The organism is Lacrimispora sp. YZC11, assembly GCF_057543815.1.
Genome location: NZ_BAAJYQ010000021.1, coordinates 1 through 20,109 on the forward strand (window position 1 = coordinate 1; position 20,109 = coordinate 20,109).

At 47.8% G+C, this 20,109-nt stretch carries 18 protein-coding genes; all 18 read right to left on the reverse strand.

Translation table 11 applies throughout. From position 1 onward, the window contains the following. Nucleotides 1-377: 377 nt before the first annotated feature. A complete protein-coding gene (locus AC27IJ_RS25125) occupies nucleotides 378-1,703 on the reverse strand; it encodes a glycoside hydrolase family 30 protein (RefSeq protein WP_487151308.1) in 1,326 nt (441 codons plus the stop codon). A gap of 188 nt (nucleotides 1,704-1,891) precedes the next feature. Further along, the gene (locus AC27IJ_RS25130) at nucleotides 1,892-3,235 is read right to left on the reverse strand and encodes a glycoside hydrolase family 30 protein (RefSeq protein ID WP_487151309.1); all 1,344 of its coding nucleotides are present in this window, start codon (nucleotides 3,233-3,235) and stop codon (nucleotides 1,892-1,894) included. A 1-nt stretch (nucleotide 3,236) separates the two neighbouring features. After that, the gene (locus AC27IJ_RS25135) at nucleotides 3,237-3,980 is read right to left on the reverse strand and encodes a response regulator transcription factor (RefSeq protein WP_312443993.1); all 744 of its coding nucleotides are present in this window, start codon (nucleotides 3,978-3,980) and stop codon (nucleotides 3,237-3,239) included. A gap of 24 nt (nucleotides 3,981-4,004) precedes the next feature. Next, nucleotides 4,005-5,795, reverse strand: a complete 1,791-nt coding sequence (locus AC27IJ_RS25140; protein ID WP_312503123.1) for a sensor histidine kinase — start codon at nucleotides 5,793-5,795, stop codon at nucleotides 4,005-4,007. Between the two features lie 27 nt (nucleotides 5,796-5,822). Continuing rightward, complete coding sequence (locus AC27IJ_RS25145) at nucleotides 5,823-6,659, reverse strand: carbohydrate ABC transporter permease (RefSeq protein WP_025231108.1); 837 nt, start codon at nucleotides 6,657-6,659, stop codon at nucleotides 5,823-5,825. Between the two features lie 3 nt (nucleotides 6,660-6,662). Next, nucleotides 6,663-7,538, reverse strand: coding sequence for a carbohydrate ABC transporter permease (locus AC27IJ_RS25150; protein ID WP_312443990.1), 876 nt, complete (start codon nucleotides 7,536-7,538; stop codon nucleotides 6,663-6,665). A gap of 81 nt (nucleotides 7,539-7,619) precedes the next feature. After that, the gene (locus AC27IJ_RS25155) at nucleotides 7,620-8,996 is read right to left on the reverse strand and encodes an ABC transporter substrate-binding protein (RefSeq protein ID WP_487151312.1); all 1,377 of its coding nucleotides are present in this window, start codon (nucleotides 8,994-8,996) and stop codon (nucleotides 7,620-7,622) included. A 153-nt stretch (nucleotides 8,997-9,149) separates the two neighbouring features. Beyond that, nucleotides 9,150-9,950: a carbohydrate-binding protein gene (locus AC27IJ_RS25160; RefSeq protein ID WP_312503120.1), complete on the reverse strand. Its 801-nt coding sequence runs from the start codon at nucleotides 9,948-9,950 to the stop codon at nucleotides 9,150-9,152. A gap of 4 nt (nucleotides 9,951-9,954) precedes the next feature. Continuing rightward, a complete protein-coding gene (deoC, locus tag AC27IJ_RS25165; protein WP_312443987.1) occupies nucleotides 9,955-10,650 on the reverse strand; it encodes a deoxyribose-phosphate aldolase in 696 nt (231 codons plus the stop codon). Nucleotides 10,651-10,662: 12 nt separating this feature from the next. Then, nucleotides 10,663-11,826: an iron-containing alcohol dehydrogenase gene (locus AC27IJ_RS25170; protein ID WP_312443985.1), complete on the reverse strand. Its 1,164-nt coding sequence runs from the start codon at nucleotides 11,824-11,826 to the stop codon at nucleotides 10,663-10,665. Between the two features lies 1 nt (nucleotide 11,827). Beyond that, nucleotides 11,828-12,469 carry a ThuA domain-containing protein gene (locus tag AC27IJ_RS25175; protein ID WP_487151315.1) on the reverse strand — a complete coding sequence of 214 codons (642 nt, stop codon included), beginning with the start codon at nucleotides 12,467-12,469 and terminating at the stop codon, nucleotides 11,828-11,830. Beyond that, a complete protein-coding gene (locus AC27IJ_RS25180) occupies nucleotides 12,463-13,095 on the reverse strand; it encodes a Rossmann-fold NAD(P)-binding domain-containing protein (protein WP_312443981.1) in 633 nt (210 codons plus the stop codon). Before AC27IJ_RS25180 ends, AC27IJ_RS25175 begins: the two co-directional genes overlap by 7 nt. Nucleotides 13,096-13,111: 16 nt before the next feature. Beyond that, nucleotides 13,112-13,834 (reverse strand): SDR family NAD(P)-dependent oxidoreductase, encoded by a 723-nt coding sequence (locus AC27IJ_RS25185; RefSeq protein WP_487151317.1) that lies wholly within the window; start codon nucleotides 13,832-13,834, stop codon nucleotides 13,112-13,114. Beyond that, the gene (locus tag AC27IJ_RS25190) at nucleotides 13,821-14,786 is read right to left on the reverse strand and encodes a glycoside hydrolase family 88 protein (protein WP_312444003.1); all 966 of its coding nucleotides are present in this window, start codon (nucleotides 14,784-14,786) and stop codon (nucleotides 13,821-13,823) included. Before AC27IJ_RS25190 ends, AC27IJ_RS25185 begins: the two co-directional genes overlap by 14 nt. Further along, a complete protein-coding gene (gene xylB, locus AC27IJ_RS25195; RefSeq protein ID WP_487151319.1) occupies nucleotides 14,786-16,339 on the reverse strand; it encodes a xylulokinase in 1,554 nt (517 codons plus the stop codon). Before xylB ends, AC27IJ_RS25190 begins: the two co-directional genes overlap by 1 nt. 10 nt (nucleotides 16,340-16,349) lie before the next feature. Then, the gene (locus AC27IJ_RS25200) at nucleotides 16,350-17,339 is read right to left on the reverse strand and encodes an SMP-30/gluconolactonase/LRE family protein (RefSeq protein ID WP_487151321.1); all 990 of its coding nucleotides are present in this window, start codon (nucleotides 17,337-17,339) and stop codon (nucleotides 16,350-16,352) included. Between the two features lie 11 nt (nucleotides 17,340-17,350). After that, on the reverse strand, nucleotides 17,351-18,400 hold the full coding sequence (locus AC27IJ_RS25205) for a zinc-dependent alcohol dehydrogenase (protein WP_487151323.1): 1,050 nt from the start codon (nucleotides 18,398-18,400) through the stop codon (nucleotides 17,351-17,353). A 129-nt stretch (nucleotides 18,401-18,529) separates the two neighbouring features. After that, entirely contained in the window at nucleotides 18,530-20,101 is a 1,572-nt protein-coding gene (locus AC27IJ_RS25210) for a plasmid pRiA4b ORF-3 family protein (RefSeq protein ID WP_487151325.1), read from the reverse strand. Between the last annotated feature and the right edge of the window lie 8 nt (nucleotides 20,102-20,109).

Below are 20,109 nucleotides of genomic sequence, written 5' to 3' on the forward strand. Positions count from 1 at the left end.
TTTTATTAGAATTTTCAGGGTTTTACATACTGTTCAATCTTCTGTTTTCAAAGTGCTTTTTCTGTGTTACTGTCTCAGCAGCAACTTTTAAAGTTTATCATGTTCGGTTGTTTTTGTCAACCATTTTTTTCATTTTCTTCAAAACTTTTTTCATCGGTCATCGATGTGTTTTGTAGAAAATTTGCCGCCGTTTTCAGCGGCGAGTTATATCATACCAAAGCATTTGACAAAAGTCAACCTTTTTCTTATGTTTTTTTTGCAGACCAGAAAACTGCATCGGAATAGTTCCGATGCAGTTTTTCTAAGCTTAAATGCCAGATCATATGTGCTGTAAAAAAATCCTTTTCACAAAGACACCAAAAGAGGAGGAAAATGCCTTAATGTTGATTTTCTATCACGGTCACGATGGAATGGGGCTTTAGTAAATGAGTGCAGACCTGCGGACCTTTTCTCAAAGATGCCTCTATTTCTATGTCCGTCCGGTTTAAAAAAACGGTGACTATGGACTGATCAGGATTCAAAAATGCACAGGCATCTATTTTATCGGTGTAGCGGGAAATTCCGATCCGTACTGCCTGAGGCTTCACATACCGGCTTAAATGTCCAATGTAATAATAGCTCAGTTGCTTTTCATAAGTATTTTCTCCTGTATGAATCATAATAGGTGCCGCACAGAAGTTCCCCACATGATTGGGTCCTCCCTTTTCATCCAGATACAGGTTCCAGTCAATGTGAGCCTGACAGCCATGATTGAAATTTCCGATCATGTCATGGGCGTACATTTCTGCCTGTGCCAGCTGGTTCCCCTCATCAAATCTGGAGTATTCCACACAACCCTCTGTAAAGATAAGGGCTTTATCCGGGAAATCTTCGCTGACCATTTGAAGATTTTCAAAATGATCCCCGCTGTACCAGTGAAAGGCCTCCCCCCAGACAGCATCTCCCTCTCCCTGGAAATAGACACATGCGTTTTCATAGACACGTTCCTTATTATGATCCCAGGCCAGTATTTTCACATCAAGACCTGCCTCTAAAATCGCCGGCCTTAAAAAGTCCTGTGCAAACTCCTTCTCTTCCTGAGGCGTATAAATACAGGAATCCCATTCCTGAACAGCCTTTGGCTCATTCTGAATGGAAATATAGGTAATCTTAATTCCCTTTTCCTCATAAGCCCGGATATATTTCACTAGGTATTTCGCCCAGGTCTTCCAATATTGCCGTTTCAGCGTTCCTCCGTGGTTCATATCCCCATTGGATTTCATAAAGGAAGGCGGACTCCATGGACTTGCCATAAGAACCATTTCCTCTACAGTTCGTTCCCTGGCTTTCCGTATCAGCGGAAGAAGATAGCTTTCATCGCATTCCACAGAAAAGGTCTCCAGGCTTTCATCCCCATCCTTAACGTAACAATAGTTTTCAAGGGAGAAGTCACAGCTATTAATATGGGTTCTGCACAGGCGGTAGCCCAAACCGTTTTCAGAAAAATACGCATCCAAAGCTTCTGCCCTTTTCTCCTCACTTAAGAATGACCAGGCATATCCTGCTGCCTGAGTGAAGGCTCCTCCAAATCCTAATACAGGCTGATACCGCTTGCCAGGATAAATGGTTATTAAATTTCTTTCCTGGTCCGGACAGTTTGACCAACAGGCCTCTGACTCCTGAAAATATTGATCTTCGGCCGCATTTGTAGTGACGATTTTCATTCCGATTCCTCCTCTTTTATCAGTTCTATTTATAGTAATAACTCAAATCCTTCCTCTGTCCGCCAGGTCTTTAACCCACTCTCATGGCTTCTCATATGCCAGCCCCCTAAAATCCTTCTTAGGACCGGTTCCTTCTAAAATATAGAAACAATGGGTTTGAAAAAATGTCTGGAGGTATTTGGGGAGGATTATTCTAATTCCAGAAGGGCAGTGCCGATTCCGCCTCCCGGAACTGAAAGCTTTACCATCTGACCCTGCAGTCTTAAATAAACCGGCATATCCCGATCTGTCCGGTTCATAAGAACTGCAGCCAGCTTATTATCAGGGCGCTTAAAGGCAGTCACGTCGATTTCATCCGTGTAGCGGCTCATGCCAATGCGGACGCTTCCCGGAAGGAGATAACGACTGAAATGGCTTATATAGGTATAGGAAAGCTTCTTCTCCAGCCGTCCTGTTTCCACATCGTACATCATGGGAGCATCGCAGAAATTGTTCACATGGTTTGGCCCGCCCTTGGAATTTATAAGGATGTTCCAGTCTATAAACGCACAGGCTCCGTGGTTTAAATCCCCGGCTATGTCATGGCCATACATTCTGGCATTGGAAAGCTGATCAGCTGAGGAAAAACGGCTGTATTCCACACAGCCTTCGGAAAATACCAGCTTCTTTTCCGGAAATCGCTCCCGTATCATATCCAGGGCCTCAAAATGATCTCCGGAATACCAGTGGAAGGCCACCCCTTCTACCACTGACCGGGTTTCCTCATCTATGACTGCCAGCGTTCGTTCCAAGGCCCGCTCCTTATTGTGATCCCAGATGAAAAGCTCCACCTCCATAAGCCCCCGGCGTTTCATGGCCGGATAGAGAAAATCCTTTAAAAACCGTTTTTCCTCCCCTGGGTCATACCGACAGGAATCCCAAATCTGGGTGGCATCGGGTTCATTTTGAACACTGAGCCTTTTTACGGATACACCATTCTTTTGGTATTCCTCTACAAACCGGCACAGATAGTCTGCCCACAGGCTGTAGTATTTTTCCAGAAGCTTACCGCCGTGGTTTTTCTCCCCATTCGTCTTCATAAATGGAGGCGGACTCCAGGGAGAAAGCATAACGGAAAGACTTTCCCCTTTGACCTTTTCCGCTGCCTTTAAAAAGGGGAGTATATACATTTCATCTCTTTTTATAGAAAAACTTTTAAGCTCTTCATCCCACTCCTGGTCCATGGCCGAATAATTACCGAGACAGGCGTCGCAGCTGTCAATGGCCATGCGGGCCTGGGTATACCCCAGTCCATCCGTTCCGTAGCAGGCCTCTAAGAATTCCATCCGGGCCTTTTCTCCCATCTGATGCCAGGTATAGGCTGCCGCTTCCGTAAGGGTTCCTCCAAAGCCTTCCAGGGTCTGGTAGGTAAAATCCGGACAAAGATTCACAGCTTCCCGTTCCTGGCCTTCATCCGTTACGGACTGGATTTCTTCTGTCCACGTTTCCGCTTTTCCATTTTCATAGGTGGTGACATTCCATGAACCTTTCATCTCATTCTCCTATTCCAATATTCCTCCGATAGACAGAGGGGCTTTGCCCTGTCACCTTTTTAAATACCTTAGAGAAATATTTCTCATCATGATATCCTACTTTATATGCGATTTCATATACTTTTAAACGGCCGTCGTGCATGTATTCACGGGCGCATTCTATTCTCAGCCGGTTTAAATAATCAATAAAGCCGCAGCCAAGCTTTTGGGTAAACAAGGTGGATAAATAAGCGGTGGACACTCCCACCTTCTCTGCTACCATTCCCAGATTCACATCCTCGGACATATGGTCCATCATATATTCCATGGCTGCCTTTACAAAAATATTCCCCTCCGGTCCAGGGCCTTCCTCTCTTTCACCCAGCCAGGGTGCCGCAATGGATTCCAGCTTCTGCAATATCTCCGTGGAACGGCAGGGCTTTAATAAGTAATCCACTGCTCCCAAACGCAGGGCCTGCTGAGCATAGGAAAAAGTATCATAGCCAGACAGGATGACGGTCTTTGGGCAGACTCCTGCTGCCAGGGCCTCCTTCATTACATCCAGTCCGCTTTTTATCGGCATTTGCACATCTACCAGCATGACATCCGGATGATACTTATAAATAATATCCAGGGCCTCTTCTCCATTTACTGCACAGTGAATTTTGTCAAAGCATCTGGTATTCTTCCGTATGTAATTTTCCATCCCCTTTAGGATGTTTTCTTCATCGTCTGCCAGAAGCAGGCGAAAAGAAGGCTGTGCCATAACATTTCCCCCATCTTTATTACTCTAAAGCTCTTCCGGAATCTCGAGCCTGACCCTGGTCCCCTCATGAGGCCGGCTGTAGATGTTCAAGCTGTAGGATTCCCCATATTTTAAGTACAGTCTTTCTTTAATATTGCGGATGGCATAGTGGCCGATGCGGGCATTGGAATAGCGTATTCCTTCCTCTGCAAGAAGAATTCTGTCCGCCTCCTCCTGTTCCATTCCTACCCCGTTATCCAGAATCTCAAAAACCAGGGTATTGCCCTTTTTACGGCCTGTGACCTTAACCAGTCCCCCTTCTCCACGGATTTCCAGACCATGTACAATGGCATTTTCCACAAAGGGCTGCAGGGTCAGCTTTCCGATTCTGCATTTAAGGAGGTCTTCCTCCACATCAATCTCATAATCCAGCCTTTTGGAAAAGCGCATCTTCTGTATCTGCAAATAGCTGGTGATCAGCTCAAGCTCTGTGGCCACATTCACCTCACTCTGCCCATGACTCAAAAGGAGGCGGAACAGCTTGGAAAGGGCCAGCACATCCTCTCCCAGCTCCTCATTACCGGACCCTACGGCCTGCCAGTAAAGAGAGTCCAGCACATTGTAGAGGAAATGAGGATTGATCTGGGCCTGCAGGGCATTCAGTTCGCTTTCCTTTTCTCTCAGTGCCATAACATAATTCTTTTCGATCAGATCCCGGAGATCATTTACCATCTGGTTAAAGGTTCTGGACAGGATTCCTATCTCATCCTCGGTTTCCGCCTCAATGGCCTGATTAAAATCCCCTTCCTTAAACTTTTCCATGGATTTGCACAAAGCGGCAATGGGCTTTGTCAGCCCTCCCGATACCATAACGGACAGAGGACCGGTCAGAACCAAAAGAGAAATCCCAAGAAGCACCGGCATGGCCAGGGTTTGCCGGACCCGCTCCCTCCAGTTCTTTTCCGGTGACATATAGCAGACCTGGATTCCGGTTTCCTCACTTCTGGAGTTGAAGATATAGTATCCGTTCCAGTGGTCAACCCTAAGGAACTCTCCCTTCCGGACAAATTCCAGAACCTCTTCGTCGATCCGGCCTGTCCGGCTGATTTCCACTCCCTTTGAATCAAGGACCACAATGCCCTCATTGGGAACACTCAGCATGCTTTCGCAAATATCCGTATAGCGGGAGGCTTCCATACCGACTGCCAGAAAACCCAGGCGCCGTCGTTTCGATAAATCATATAAGGCCCTGCATGCCACCACCTTGTCGGATTTATTATTTAAATAAAGTCCTCCCGTTCCCGCAGGTTCCCGGAGCCATACCACATCTCCCTTGGCATCATGAGCTGCCTGATAAACCGGCAGCTTTCGTATCTCCTTAAGGTTTTTGTTGTGAACACTGGCGTCCCGGCTTATGTAAAAAGGCTGCGCCCCGTTTTCAGGGTAGAGAATCACTGTCTTAATCTGGCTTTTGATGGCCAGCATATCCTGAAGAAAGGTAACCGGAGTCTGCTTAGACCAGAATAATGGATCCCGTTTCAGCTCAATGGCCGGAGTTGTCAGTACCTTATGAATATCTGTATTTACAGCAAAATAGGTGGCAACATCCTGAACATCCTGCTGTAAGTAAACGATATCGTCGCAGATGGTCTGGGTAAACCGCTGGTAAAGAGAGATATTTTCCTCCATGGTAGTACGGTAGGTGCGGCCATAGAGGAATATGGCCCCGGCTATTACTACAGGAACCAGAACCATGTAGATGGCTAACATCATCTTATGGCGTATCATCAGCTTTTTCGTAATCCTTTTTGAAAGGGAATTCATCTTTCCTTCCATGGGCCACCCCCGTTTTTTTCCTCTAGTTTAACCTTTTACAGCTCCCATGGCAACGCCTTTTGTGATGTACTTATTTAAAATCACATAGATAATGACCATTGGCGCTGCGGTCAAAGCCATTACTGCAAACTGAACCGCATAATTAGAGGAGTAAAGACCTGTAAATTCCAGCACGGAAAAAGGAAGGGTCTTCCATTTGGGACTGCTCAAATAGGTGCTGGCCATCATAAATTCATTCCAATTGTTCAAGAAAGTCATGATGGAAACCGTGACCAGGGAGGATTTCAGCATTGGCGTAATGACTACCACAATGATCCGGTAGATGCCGCAGCCATCCATCAGGGCCGCCTCCTCAATTTCCCTTGGGATGCTCTCCATAAAGCTGCAGGTGAGAAACAGGCCCTGGGGCAGGGAAAATGCAATATAGGGAATCAGCAGGGCCCACATGGTATCGGTTAAGCGGAGTTTGTCATAAATCACATAATTAGGAAGCAGTGTTGCATGGATGGGAATCATCATACCAAGTAGTATTAAGTTCCTCACCAGGCCGGACAGCTTCCAGTGCATTCTGGTACAGGCAAAGGCCATCATAACGGAAATTACCAGGACCAAAAGGACTGCAAGCACGTTTATGAGCAGGCTGTTCTTAAAATACAGCAGGAAATGGCCGTCTACAAACGCCTTTATGTAATTGTCCCATTTTATCACCTTGGGAATGATCAGCAGTCCATTGGTAAACATCTCATTGCTGCTGGCAAGGGAAAAGTCTAAAAGCCAGACCAGTGGGAATATCTGGATCACAGCCACAGCTGCCAGAATGATCCATAACAAGAGGCCGCCCACCGTTATGTTCTTTATCTTCATTCTTTATCCCTCCTTCTCTTCCCGGAAAAGCCGATTTAAAATCTGGGTTGCCAGTATGCAGATGATCACAAATACCACGCTTATGGAATTGCCGTAGCCATAGCGGAAAGCACTGAAGGCCTGTTTGTATAAATAGTTTGCCATAAACTGAGTCTCATTGCCCGGACCTCCATTGGTCAGGAGGTACACGGTTTCCATCTGTTTTAATGCGGAGATAATGGCCAGGGTTACATTGACCTGGATGACCGGCTTCATAAGAGGCAGGGTAATTCTTAAAAAGGTCTGACGGCTGTTTGCTCCGTCAATGGCCGCCGCCTCATAAAGTCCGGGATCAATGTTCTTGATTCCCGTATAGTAGATGAGCATTCCCCAGCCAAAGCCATGCCAGATTAAAACCACCAGAACCGACCAAATGGCTCTCCCGCTTCCCAGCCAGTTGGTATCGCCTCCAAAACCCAGGGCCTTTGAGATGTTGTTTAACAGGCCGAAATTAGGATTGTAGATAAACTTCCACAAATAGGCAATCACCGCTACAGAGATGACATTTGGCAGGAAATAAACACACCGAAAAAAACCTTCTGCCCTGTGGCCAAGCCGGTCTAAAAGCGCTGCTGTCATGATGGCAAGGGGATGCTGGATCACTACAAAGCCAGCCGCCAGAAGAAGGGAATTACGTAAGGAATACCAGAACGCCTTCTCCTGAAACATCTCTTTATAATTGGCAAATCCAATGAAATGATAGGCCCCCAGACCGCTGAAGTCCGTAAAACCATAGTGTACGCTTAAAAGTATGGGGGCAAGTATTGCAAATACGAACATGGCCACCCCCGGAAAGACCAGGGTGAAAATAATCCCTTTATTGCTGTACGCCTTCTGCATATATTTCCTCCTTCGAGATTTTTTCACGGAAACCTATGGCCGCCTCCGTTTACCGGCAGGCGGCCATGATGAATGACTCACTTACTTACATGCAGCTTCAAGGCCCTTTAAATACTCCTCAGCAGTGATCTTTCCAATGGCTGCCTCCTGTACCAGATCCTCACTGATTGTCTTGAATTCAGAAGTCCCCATATCACCTATGGGAGTTCCGGATAAGTTGGAAGCATGGCTGACAATGTCGATGAACTGCTTTTGAGGCTCTGTTTCTTTACCAGTTGCAAACTGGGCAAAATCCTGAGCGGACATACATACTCCGTTTTCCCATGCGACCTTGGTCCATCCCTCCGGACGGAACATATAATTTAATAGCTTAATGGCTTCTGCTTTATTTACAGCCCCGGCTGTTACGGAGTATCCGCCTCCGTTCCATGCTGCAATATCAGTTTCACCGCCCTGTCCGCCGTCTATTACGGGCATGGTGAACACCCGGATATTGTCACGGATTTCTGCCGGAATGTCCTCATTGGTAGCCATGCTCATTTCCCAGCTTCCCATGTAGAACATAGCCGCCTGGCCATTGGCAAACAGGTTCTTGGCTGTGCCATAGTCTGTTGTTTCAAAACCGGTCTGGAATAAGCCCTTTTTAGCGGTATCCATTAAAATCTCCGTTGCCTTTTTAAAGGTGGGATCGGAAAAATCCTTAGAAGCAATGGCATCATGTGTTTTCTGCATAACGCCCTTGCCATCCAGCTTCTGCATCAAATCCGTCACATAGATATAAAGAGGCCATTTGTCTCCCCCATCCATGGAAACAGGAATGATTCCCTTGGCCTTAATCTTCTCTCCTAAAGCCAGAAGCTCATCATAGGTCTTGGGCACGGACCAGCCGTTTTCATCAAATATGGCTTTATTATAGTAGAAAGACATAACATCCGTATTCCGGGCCAGGCCATAAAGCTTTCCATTCCGTGAAAACCCATCCAGGGATCCATTGATAAAACCATAGTCCTTATAGTCATCCTTATTTAATTCTGCCAGAAGTCCGGCGTCCATCACCTCATCGATAAATCCCGGCTGTCCCCAAACACTTACCAGATCCGGCATCTGGCTTCCTGCTGCGTAGGCCTTGAACTTGGTTTTATAGGCTTCATCATCCAGGGCTTCCACATCGATTTTTACATTTGGATTCTCAGTCATATAAGCGTCAAAAAGCGTCTGCTCCACCAGCCCCTGGCCTGAAGTTCTGTCTGGAAGGTTGGTAAATACCTTTAGGGTAACCTCTCCGGCAGCCGTATTTCCTGCTTTTTCTCCCTTTGTTTCTGCTGCCTTTGTTTCTGCTGCCTTTGTTTCTGCTGCAGGTGCGGTTGTCTCCGTCTTGGTGCCACCGCTTCCTCCGCAGGCCGTTAAGGCACAAGCCATTGCAACTGCCATCGCGGCTGATAAAAATCTTTTTCTCATATAAACCTCCTCCATTCTCCTTTTGTTCACTTCTTATAATTATTCCGTTATAAAAGCGACCAAAAGCATCCTTTTTATTTTATATCATCAGTATAGCAGTTTCAATATGGTTATTTAACACATAATCTTTCAAAATAGTGGACTATTTTTTTATTACTTTTCACAGTCCATCCCAAAAATCCTCCACTGGGTGAGAGCTGGAAAAGGGGATTCTTCCTCTGATTTTTTCAGTTCCTTCAGCTTTACCCAGGAAATGGTTCTGGGAATAAAGGAAAAGCTTTGCCAGCTCCCGGTCTTTTCCATGAAAAGACGTTCCGCAGTTCCGTCGGAGAATTCCAGAGTCGCCTCCTTCCAGTAATTGTCATGAGGGAAATCAGCGCGTATTAAAATTTCCGCCCGGTCTGCCAGCACCCTGCGGCCAAAATCAGTTCTTATTTCTGCTTCCGGATCCTCATTATCTCCCCAGCTGGTATAAGGCCATTCTCCATGAAACGTATTCTCACACCGTCCGTCAATGGTATTCCTTGCAGCAAACACAGATTCCCCTCTGGTTTCCACAGAGGCAGTGCAGTGGGGATAAACGGTGGTTTCTCCTCTGCGGTCCAGAGGATTTTCACTTAAATTACGGTAAGCTCCCCAACGCTGGCTGCTCACCGCCTCCACCCGGATCCCTCGTTCCTCTCCAAAGGCATCTGCCGGATAAGCCTGGGCCTCTTCCTCTCCTAAAGGAACCGGAAATTCCATGGCATGATCCTCCAGCCACACCTCCGCCTCAGGAAGAGCCGGGGAAAGGGATACCTTTAGGGGACAGGGAAGGCGCCGGCTTTCTATCCGGATTACATCGCCAGGCTCATAGGGAGAAGAAGGCCGAAGCACTGCCCGTCCCTCTCCTTCCTGCTGCTGCCTGATTCTTCCCTGTTTATCACAAACCATAATTCGGAAAAAATCTTTCATCAGCTTACAGCTCCTTTTTCAGTTCTTCTACGATTCCCACACTTGCCGTGGATCCGATCCTGGAGACTCCAAGCTCTATCATGACAAGGGCTGTTTCCAGGTTACGGACTCCGCCTGCCGCCTTTATCTGAATTTCGTCGCCTACCATGCGTTTCATTAGCTGAATGTCCTCATAGGTGGCTCCTCCTGTTCCAAAGCCGGTGGAGGTCTTGATAAAATCCGGCTTTACCTCCAGAGCGATCCGGCATAAAGCTTCCTTTTCTTCTTCCGTTAAGTAACAGTTTTCAAAAATAACCTTGGAGATTACCTTATTTTTTCTGCACTCCTCCACAACAGAAGCCATTTCCTTCTCAACATAGCCGTAATTTCTTTCCTTAAGCTCTGTTAAATTTACCACATAGTCAATTTCGTCCGCCCCGTTTTTTATGGCATTGGCTGTTTCATTTGCCTTGTCCTCTATGGTAGTCTGACCTAAGGGAAATCCAATGGCAGCTCCCACATGAACGCCGGTTCCCCTTAACAGTTCCTTGCACAGGGCTACCGGAGCCGGATTGATGGCTACCATTTTAAATCCATAGCTTCTGCTTTCTTCACACAGTTTTTCAAAATCCTTCCGCACCGCATAGGCCCGAAGCTGGGTATGGTCAAAATATGCTGCCAGCTTCTCCGGTGTCATGCTTCTTAACAATTCTCTGTTCATGCCTTTATCTCCTTATTCTGCCAGTTCATAAATAGCCTTTACATCCTTCTCATCAAGGGCCTGAAAACTTCCCAGCTTCCCATTCATAACCGCCTTTTGGGCCATCACATCAAAGGCCTCCCTGCCAATACCCGCCTCTTTTAAGGTCACGGAAAGTCCCAGGCTCTTAAAAAAGTTTTCCAGGCAGCAGATTCCCAGACGGATTACCTCTTCTTCCGTTTTATCCTCCGGGCTGATTCCAAATACCTGGCAGGCAAAGCGGGCCATCTTCCCAGGATGGGATTTGTTCACATATTTCATCCATGCAGGAAATACAATGGCAAGCCCGGCGCCATGGGCAATATCATAGACAGCGCTCAGCTCATGTTCAATCCCGTGGCTGGCCCAGTCTTCCATTCTTCCTTTTCCCAAAAGGCCGTTATGGGCTACGTTCCCAGTCCACATCACTTCGGCCCAGACATCATAATCCTGTGGATTTTCAAGAACTCTGGGGAGATTATGTATCAGGGACCTCATAGCGGCCTCGCACAAGCGGTCAGAAAGGTCTGTCTCCTCATTGGGAGAGAAATACCGTTCCATGACATGAGAAAGGATATCCGCGCCTCCAGCTCCGATCTGGTTCTTTGGAAGCGTATAGCAAAGCTCAGGATTTAAAATTGCAAACCGCGGATAGAGAAGGCTGGAAATAAAAGAACGCTTATCCGGCCCCTCTTCCCTGGTAATTACACTGCCATCGCTGCTTTCACTTCCTGCCGCAGGGATCGTTAATACCACACCTATGGGCAGGACGGTTTCCGGCTTCCGGTCTGTGGTATAAAAATCCCATACATCTCCCTTGTAGGGTACTCCAGCCGCGATGGCCTTTGCGGAATCAATGACGCTTCCTCCTCCTGCCGCCAGAATAAAATCCACTCCTTCCCTCCGGCAGAGTTCAATGCCCTGGCGTACCAGGGAAAGCCTTGGATTCGGGCATACTCCCCCCAATTCTACAAAGGAAACTCCTGCCTCCGTTAAGGATTTCACAATCCCGTCATAGGTTCCGGAAGCCTTGATGCTTTTTCCTCCATAATGAAGCAGCACCTTTTTGGAATAGACAGCAGTTTCCTCACCCACCCGTAAATGAGTCTGTCTGCCAAATATAATCCTTGTCGGGTTATACCATGTAAAATCTATCATTTTATCCTTCCTCCTGTTCTGATAAAAGCCATGCCGCACTGTTCCTGATCCATTTTCCAAACTCAGGATTTTCAAAGGTCTTTCCATTGTGTCCTGCACAACAGTAAGCCACCTTTCCCTTTCCGTACCTCCGGACCCAAGCCGCAGGATAGCTTTTTCCTTCATATTGGTACTCCATTACTATCTGGATATCTGCCAGTGGGTCAAGCCGAAACTGATATGCCTCATCCTCTGCGCAAAAATCGGAGACGCCCTCCATAACTGGATGGGCTGTACCCTTTCCCTTATAATGAAGAACCGGAAGCTGTTCATAGGGCGGATGGGATAAGAATTCTCCACCGATCATCTGCCCCAGCTCGCTGCGGTTCTGGACCGAGATCCCGTTATGTAAAACCAAAAGTCCCCCTCCTGTAGAAACAAAGGACAATAATCCGGCAGTTTCCTCATCTCCAAAAGCCGGTTCGTCAAATTCTCCGTAGAGAATGCACAGCCGGTACTGTTTCATAGCATCACTTTCAAACGCCTCCGGGCGGTCTGTCAACGTAATACAGCATTCCGCAAGAAGCTCTTTTACCTTTTCCCCTGGTTCATAAAGGGGATGGTATCTTGCATCCCATTTCCCAAACATCAAGGCCTCTACCATGGAATCTCCCTCCTTCCTTCATCTCTCATGACCAGCCTTCTTTCATCCTCATGAGCCGGGCAGAACTCATCCCTGCTCCGGTCCTGAAGAAAATAAAGGACAGCCTGCTGCCCGGTCCCTTTCATCTTCCAGGAGCCGTCATAGCAGAATACCCGGAAGGTATAACCTTCCGGACCCAGGCGGTTCATCTGAATCCTTGCCTGCATATTTCTTGCTGCCCGTACCATATGTTCTCCGTATCGTTCATGATCAAAGCACATATTGTTGCTGGAATCCCTGGTGGTTATATAGCAGATCCGTCTGCCCCCGCCCTGGTCCAAAAAAGGCTTAAGGAGGCGCAGTGCCTTAAGGGGGCCGTTTACATGATGCTCATAGGCCTGTAAAACGGCTGGCCGTTCCTGGTTTTCATAGATGGTACCTGTCCGGGGAAAGATTCCCTCATCATCACCAAATACCAACAGATCAAGGCCATCTTCCTTCTTAAAAAGGTTTTCTGCTGCCTGGACCTCTCCGTATCCCAGCCGCCAAACCAGCCAGCCCATTTCTTTTAAACATTCTTCCGCCTCCCGGCAGACTTCCGTATTTTCTCCACAAATCAATGCTGTTTTCCCCTTCTTTTCCACCATTTCCACCTCCTTCCGTTTAAAAGCACCATGCCCGTCCGTATACATCCACAACCTGTAGACAAGAGGGTTTCTCTCCTGTGAAATAAGAAAATGCAGACTCTGCCGACTGGGATGGCTCCAGTTCTCCTTTCATAGGTTCAGCCCCTTCCATATAAGTGCGCATCCAACCCGGATGGTATAAATAGATTCCATAGCCCCGTTTTCCCAAATCGTTATGAAGGATTCTTCCAGCCATGTTGAGAGCTGTTTTTGACATGCAGTAGCCTGTCATATCCTTACGATGAGCCACGCCGATGCTTCCTGCCTCCGAGGACACAAAGCAGATTTTCCGCATTCCCTCCTCCATAAGCGGAAGGAATCTACGGGTTAGGCACAGCGGACCAAGGCTGTTAATGTTAAACATTCTTAAGTTCTTTTCTAAATCAGTCTCACTCCCCATATCCTGTTCCTGCCAGGCCACGCCGGCGTTATGGATCAGCAGATCTATGACCGCAGTATGGCTTCCGGCAGTTTCAAATGCCCGGGCAATGGATTCATCCGATCCGATATCCAAAGACAAAAGCTCCAAACGTCCCGGCCAGGCCTCCTTTAACCGGGAAAGCCAGGGCCATTCCTCCATATACTGTCCTGCCAGCACAAAAAAGTCTTTCTTTAAAAACTCCTCACAAAGGGCAAAGCCCAGTCCCCGGTCTGCTCCTGTTATGAATACTGTCTTCATCTTTCCCTCAGCCTTTCTCATAATCCATATAAGCCTGCTCCATCAAAAGGAAAAATGCCTGCCCTTCCGGAGAAAAGCCCGGTCTGTCAAAGCCCGGTGCGCCGCAGACTCCCCGTACAAAGCCCTGGGGATCCATCTGCCCTTCTGCCGCTCTCCGAAGACGGTCTGCCTGTTCCTTACAGCCAGGGCTGGAAAGCCAGCCCTCCTTAAGCCCCCGGTAGATGGTATATGCAGTCATCTGGGATAAATTTGTTTCCACAAAGGAAGAAGGATCATCTACTACATCATGGAACAGCCCATCCTCCCTTACATGGAAAAGTACTCCATCCAGCAGTTTCTTTACCCGCTTTCTTATCATTTCCCGCTGCCGCTCATATCCGCTTTCCGGAATCAGATGCAGAAGCCTTGCTAAGCCGGCCATGGCCCAGCCATTTCCGCTGCCCCAGTGGGCTGCCCTCACATATTCCTTTTTTTCATCATCCCACATATGGCACATCAGGGCTGCCTTCTCATCATAAAGGGCATTCCAGTAGCCCTCCGCCTGCCGGATGGCCTCCTCATAATATCCTGCAGCTGCCAGAAACGGCGGAAGCATATACATGGAATCCACCCAGAACTGGCGGCTGGTGGTCAGATGGTAAAGAATCCCTTCTTCATTTCTGGGTGCTTTCTCAAGAGTCCAGGAAAGCAGAGCCGAAAGACCTTCCTCCAGGAGAGGATCCCCGCAGGTGCGGCAGGCAGCCAGCAGGGCTTCTCCCACGGAACAGGGATCTGTCACGCCATCCGTTACTCCGATCGTGGCAGCCCGGCCATCCTCCATCCTTCTGTATACCGCCTCTCTGGCCATGGCTGTCACGACCTCCATCTCGCCCATTTCCAGAAATGCCTGCATTGCAGTTCCCTGCTCCCAGGAATGGCGCTGCATGGAGAGAAGGGCCAATGCGCCTTTTCTGATCTGTTCTGCTCTGTCCATCACCTGCCCGCCTCCTTTTCCATCTCCATCCGGTATTCTCCCAATCCCCGGTTCACTTCCTTTAAGCCTTCATAAGCCTGGTTAAAAATTGTATATAATTTATCATAACGGCCTGCCAGGGATTTTCGTGGCAAAATTTCCCGCACAACAGGATTGATCCTCTTTACTGCCGAAAAATCAGGATAGATCCCCACACCGACTCCGGCGCAGACCGCCGCGCCCAGGCTGGTGGCCTCCTCTAAATAAACCGGAACGTTTAAAGGCATCTGGAAAATATCTGCTAATATCTGAAGCCAGGCTTCTCCCTTGGCCCCGCCGCCGATCACCCTTAAATCATTGATGGCTCTTCCCTGTTTTAAGCTTTCCAGAATCATTCTCAAATTATAGCTCACACCCTCTAGAACCGCCCTGGACAAGTCCTCTTTTGTAGTGGTAACAGACATCCCTAAAAAAGCCCCTCTGACGTCAGCATCCCATCTGGGCGACCGCTCTCCCAGTATATAAGGCAGATAGATAACCCCTCCGGCTCCCGGTTCCGCCTTCTTAACTCCTTCATTGATCCGTTCATAAGGGCTTATTCCAGTTTCCTCAGCCTCCTTTGTTTCCATCTGGCAAAGGGTTCTCTTATACCAGTTGTAGGAATATCCCGCTGCCTGCATGGTTCCGCACGGCGTATAAAGCTCCGGGTCTAAGTGCACCCAGTTAAAGGTTCTAAGCTCCGGGTCAAAATAGGGTGTTTTGGAAGCCATGGAGATCCAGGAAGAGGAGCCGAGCACATGATAGGCACTTCCCTCTTCTACCACCCCGGCTCCTGCACAGGCACAGCTTCCGTCCCCACCTCCGATGACCACCGGAGTTCCTTCCAAAAGCCCGGTAAGCTCTGCCGCCTCTCCTGTCACCCGGCCCCCTATATCGGTGGAGGGATGAGGTTCCGGCAAAATCGCCGGGTCTATATCCAGAGCGCTGAGGATTTCCTCTGACCAGCACTTTTTCCTGATATCAAAAAGATTTGTGCCGGAAGCATCGCTGTAATCAGTCACAATATTTCCGGTCAGACGGAAAATGATATAATCTTTGGCCTGAAGCATCCATCTGCATTTATGATAGACTTCAGGCTCGTGATTCCGGATCCAGAGAAGCTTGGCTGCGGAATAGGACGCGCTGAGCCTGTGGCCTGTGATTTCGTAGCCACGCTCCATCCCGATCCGTTCCTTCATGAAAGCCTCCTCTTTCCCTGCCCTGGTATCTGCCCAGATGATCATAGGCCGCAGAGGCTTTCCCTGAACGTCCACCGGAAGACACCCCATCATCTGGGCGCTGAAGGAAACCACTTCGATCTCTCCGGCTGAAATTCCGGATTTTTCAAGAAGCTCTCTGGTCGAGCTGCAAACCGCCTTCCACCAATCCTCCGGATCCTGCTCCACCCAGCCAGGTGCCGGATAATAGGCAGGGTATTCATGGACGCAGCTTGCCGCCATCCTGCCGTCTGTATGGTATAGGGTGGCCTTGTTTCCGCTGGTCCCTAAGTCATGGGCTAATATATACTGTTTCATAGGTTCCTCCTTATAAAGACAGCTCCACCAGCGTGGCCGGCATCTCATGCTTTTTATTTACCTTGTCAGGCCCTGTCACTAAGTCAAAACAGGAAGCAATGATTTTTCCATCCCATACAATCGGCTCTCCCGGCTGGTCCAGGCCTCCATCCACTCCGGTGCAGTCTGGGCTTTGGGCAATTCTCTCCACACTTCCGTCAGGATCCACCTTTGCTATGGCATTGGCGCTGAAATCAGCGATATAGAGATTTCCCTCTTCGTCAAAGAACATTCCGTCTGTGCTCTGAAGCTCTGCGGGATTCCGGGCAAATACCTGGTTCTCCTTTAAGCTTCCATCCTCATGAAAGGTAATCCGGTAAACAGTTCCGTCTCCGAAATTACCCACATAGAGGTTTCCTTCCTTATCAAATACGATTCCATCCGCTCCGTACTGGCAATCCGGATTCTGTGTAATAAAGGTTGCAAAAATATGTCTGTCCTCCAGCGTATTGGTTATATGTATTCCTTCTTCCTCCAGGCCGAAGCGGTATACGCAGCTTACCAGTTTCCCGTCGGGCCGTTTTACCGGATGAAGATAACTCTGGGTAACGTACATAAAACCATCCCGGATTCTGATGCCATTTGGATGCTCCATATGATCCGCCACCACCGTGGTCTTTAAAATATTACCCTCTTCATCTACTGCCACTTTTAAGATCCTGCCTTTGAAAATAAGATCTTCGCGTTCACTCCAGCCCTGGTTATCGCAAAGATACACGTTCCATTCCTCATCAAAGGCAATACCCATGTTCCTGGCAACTCCAGTTTCCGGATGCACCGGAACATCAAACCACTTTTTCACATTTCCTTCCCGGTCAATCCTCACCACACAACCGGACATGTCATCCTCTGCATAATTGGGACAGGAAAGCACCAGATTCCCATGGCGGTCTACGGCCATGCCATCCGGGGTGCACACATAGTCAGGCAATACACAAAATAACCGGCTCTCTCTCATCATCTTTTTCCTCCTTAAAATTTAATTACGATCTTTTTAGTGCCGGGCTCTCTGGCCTCCACCAGTTTAAAGGCCTCCAGACACTGTTCAAAGGGAATTACATGGGATATAAAATCCATGGGTTTAAGGACTCCCTGATTGATCCAGGCCATAATCTGGGAGTGGGCCTCTCCCTCTTCCTTTTTGCTGGGCCACTGGACGAATTGAAGGGTCCAGTTATAAGGAGCCTGACTCCAGTCCAATTCCATATTTAGCTTGGGAGATATTCCATAACAGCAGATTTTTCCATTATATTTTACCAGGGGCATTGCCTGGTTAATGAGAGCATTGATTCCCACTGCATCCACCACATAATCCACACCATCCGGAATCAGCCTTTTTACTTCCTCTCCGATGTCACAGGCAGCCGTATTAAAGCTATAATCTGCTCCCATCCTCTTTGCCTCTTCCACTTTTGCATCTGCAATATCCGTGGTGATCACGGTCCTTAACCCCAGCAGCTTTAAAAATCTGGTAAAGCACAATCCTACCGGCCCTGCCCCAAGTACCAGAGCTGTCTCATTGGGCTGGCAGCCGAACCGGCGGATCGCACTTAGAACCTCACGGAAGGTAATGATCATGGAAGCGCCAACTGCATCCACCTGATCCTCAGGACGGAGTACCGTCTGGGCTAAATAGGCTTCGCTCCATTCCGGAGTTCCCGGTCCCATGCCATGACGGATGTAGCTCTGGGCATCTCCTACTACTGCATATTCTGCATAAGCTCCCCAGCCCGGCGTATACCCCGCTGTTTCTTTTTCCAGAAACGGCAGAAGTACCAGGTCTCCTACATGCAGATGTTCCGCCTGCGCACCCGTCTCCACCACTCTTCCAACTCCTTCGTGACCCAGAATGGCCGGATAAGACAGGAAATTTTTAAATGTGCCATGAATCAGCTTCATATCCGTTCCATTGCACACGCCGCAGCTTTCCAGCTTTACCAGTGCCTGACACGGACCATAGTCTGGCTTTTCAATTTCCTCTACGGACAGTTTTCCTGTTTCGTCTACAATCAGCGCTTTCATCTTGTTTTCCTCCTATTTCCTTCTTCAAAACAAAAAAGGTACAATCATCTCCTGATTTTCATGAGATAATTGTACCTTTTCCACAATAATTCTAACACGGTCTTTCTTTTTATTTGGTGCTTTATTTTTTTATTTGCTTTTTTTTCCGCAGCATTTCTTATATTTTTTTCCGCTTCCGCAGGAACAAGGATCGTTTGGATAGATTTTCAGAGGATTCTTGCGCTGGGCAGATACTCTCTCTAAGCCCTTCATTACCATTTCATATGGCTTGTGACCTCTGTTTAACACCATCCTGGTGTGATTCCATACATCTGTGATAATGCTTGTGAACTTTTCCAAATGCTCTTCTGATTCAAAAATGATCCCGGCAGCCTCTATTCCTTCCACAACTTCCTGAAGCTGTCCTCCCATGCTGATCTCAGCCTGCACCTGGCGCAGCAAATATGGAACCCTTTCATCCGGAACGTTCATTTCATCCGTCAGAAATTTGCTCAGACAGCTTAATTCTCCGGTCATTAAAAAGCCCTCATTGTCCGCCATGAAACGGATTTCCATCTGGGTGGGAATATAATAAGGCACTTTTTTCTGCATCTGCTGCAGTTCTTCAATGTCCTTTTGCTCTTCCAGCGCTCCATCCACAAAGTTTCCATCAACGTATCTGACGGCAGGACGGTATGAATGAAGAAGCTCATAGGCATGTAACAGTTCCTCTAAGGAAAGCTTCTTATCTTCATATTTATTAAAGGCTTCTAACAGAACCAGCGGGGGAGTGACGGCATATAAGGAATTTGCTGCACGGAGATAGTCTCCGATTGTGCTGAGACGTTCACGCTCTTCCTTAAATTCCTGTGTCTTTACCTCTTCATATGCTTTTATTACTTCTTCAGCAACCATAAAATGATTATCAGGTCCAGCAGTTACATAGCCTCCGGCGTAAAGAAAATCCATTTCTCCTGCTTCAAAGGATGGCACCTGGAAATCATCTGCTGCCACTTGCTCAAATAATCTGATTTCCGAATTACGGGCGCAAAGGAAATAACGGCTCATTACCTTCTGTTCCAGAATATGAGCTATGGTCCGTTCCGCCAGCTCTTCCTTTTTTAATTTGGAAAGCCCGCCCATGCCGTGTCTTTTTGCAATCTCAAGGATGCTGCTTTTATCATAGCAGTCATATATATCTGCTATATGAACTTCTTCGGATGCATGATCAGAACCCTGGTTCAGTAATTTATTGACAGCAGACATGTCATATTCTTTCAGCTCTTTTGAATCCGACTCCAAAAGTTTATAGTACCCGGCGATGCTTCCGCAGTTTTCCGGGACACAATCTCCTTTGAATTTTACAACCTGACCACAGCTTTCCTTATAATCAGCCGCCACATCTTCCACCTGGATATTTAATTCCCAGTTTTTGTCAAGGCCGTAGGTATATGTAAATTTGCCGGTACCGGATACCAGACTGTCAATGGTTTCATCACCTAAAAGGTATTGAAATTTCTGGGACCAATTCTCTGTCCCCGGAACTACCCGAACCCCTTCAGAACGGAATTCAAATTCATACAGGTGCTCATCGGACCAGCAGAATGCTGTCTGAATCATCTGGTGCAACTTTCCAAAGGTTATCCCTTGCGGTACCAGAACCCTTCTCCAAATCGGCGGCTTGCTGCCTTTGATCGTGACTTTCAGTTGATATGCTCCCATGAATACGC

Coding starts and splice junctions, on each gene's coding strand:
- AC27IJ_RS25125 (WP_487151308.1), bottom strand. CDS start 1,703: ATGAAAATCGTCACTACAAATGCGGCCGAAGATCAATATTTTCAGGAG.
- AC27IJ_RS25130 (WP_487151309.1), bottom strand. CDS start 3,235: ATGAAAGGTTCATGGAATGTCACCACCTATGAAAATGGAAAAGCGGAA.
- AC27IJ_RS25135 (WP_312443993.1), bottom strand. CDS start 3,980: ATGGCACAGCCTTCTTTTCGCCTGCTTCTGGCAGACGATGAAGAAAAC.
- AC27IJ_RS25140 (WP_312503123.1), bottom strand. CDS start 5,795: ATGGAAGGAAAGATGAATTCCCTTTCAAAAAGGATTACGAAAAAGCTG.
- AC27IJ_RS25145 (WP_025231108.1), bottom strand. CDS start 6,659: ATGAAGATAAAGAACATAACGGTGGGCGGCCTCTTGTTATGGATCATT.
- AC27IJ_RS25150 (WP_312443990.1), bottom strand. CDS start 7,538: ATGCAGAAGGCGTACAGCAATAAAGGGATTATTTTCACCCTGGTCTTT.
- AC27IJ_RS25155 (WP_487151312.1), bottom strand. CDS start 8,996: ATGAGAAAAAGATTTTTATCAGCCGCGATGGCAGTTGCAATGGCTTGT.
- AC27IJ_RS25160 (WP_312503120.1), bottom strand. CDS start 9,950: ATGAAAGATTTTTTCCGAATTATGGTTTGTGATAAACAGGGAAGAATC.
- deoC (WP_312443987.1), bottom strand. CDS start 10,650: ATGAACAGAGAATTGTTAAGAAGCATGACACCGGAGAAGCTGGCAGCA.
- AC27IJ_RS25170 (WP_312443985.1), bottom strand. CDS start 11,826: ATGATAGATTTTACATGGTATAACCCGACAAGGATTATATTTGGCAGA.
- AC27IJ_RS25175 (WP_487151315.1), bottom strand. CDS start 12,469: ATGGTAGAGGCCTTGATGTTTGGGAAATGGGATGCAAGATACCATCCC.
- AC27IJ_RS25180 (WP_312443981.1), bottom strand. CDS start 13,095: ATGGTGGAAAAGAAGGGGAAAACAGCATTGATTTGTGGAGAAAATACG.
- AC27IJ_RS25185 (WP_487151317.1), bottom strand. CDS start 13,834: ATGAGAAAGGCTGAGGGAAAGATGAAGACAGTATTCATAACAGGAGCA.
- AC27IJ_RS25190 (WP_312444003.1), bottom strand. CDS start 14,786: ATGGACAGAGCAGAACAGATCAGAAAAGGCGCATTGGCCCTTCTCTCC.
- xylB (WP_487151319.1), bottom strand. CDS start 16,339: ATGAAACAGTATATATTAGCCCATGACTTAGGGACCAGCGGAAACAAG.
- AC27IJ_RS25200 (WP_487151321.1), bottom strand. CDS start 17,339: ATGATGAGAGAGAGCCGGTTATTTTGTGTATTGCCTGACTATGTGTGC.
- AC27IJ_RS25205 (WP_487151323.1), bottom strand. CDS start 18,400: ATGAAAGCGCTGATTGTAGACGAAACAGGAAAACTGTCCGTAGAGGAA.
- AC27IJ_RS25210 (WP_487151325.1), bottom strand. CDS start 20,101: ATGGGAGCATATCAACTGAAAGTCACGATCAAAGGCAGCAAGCCGCCG.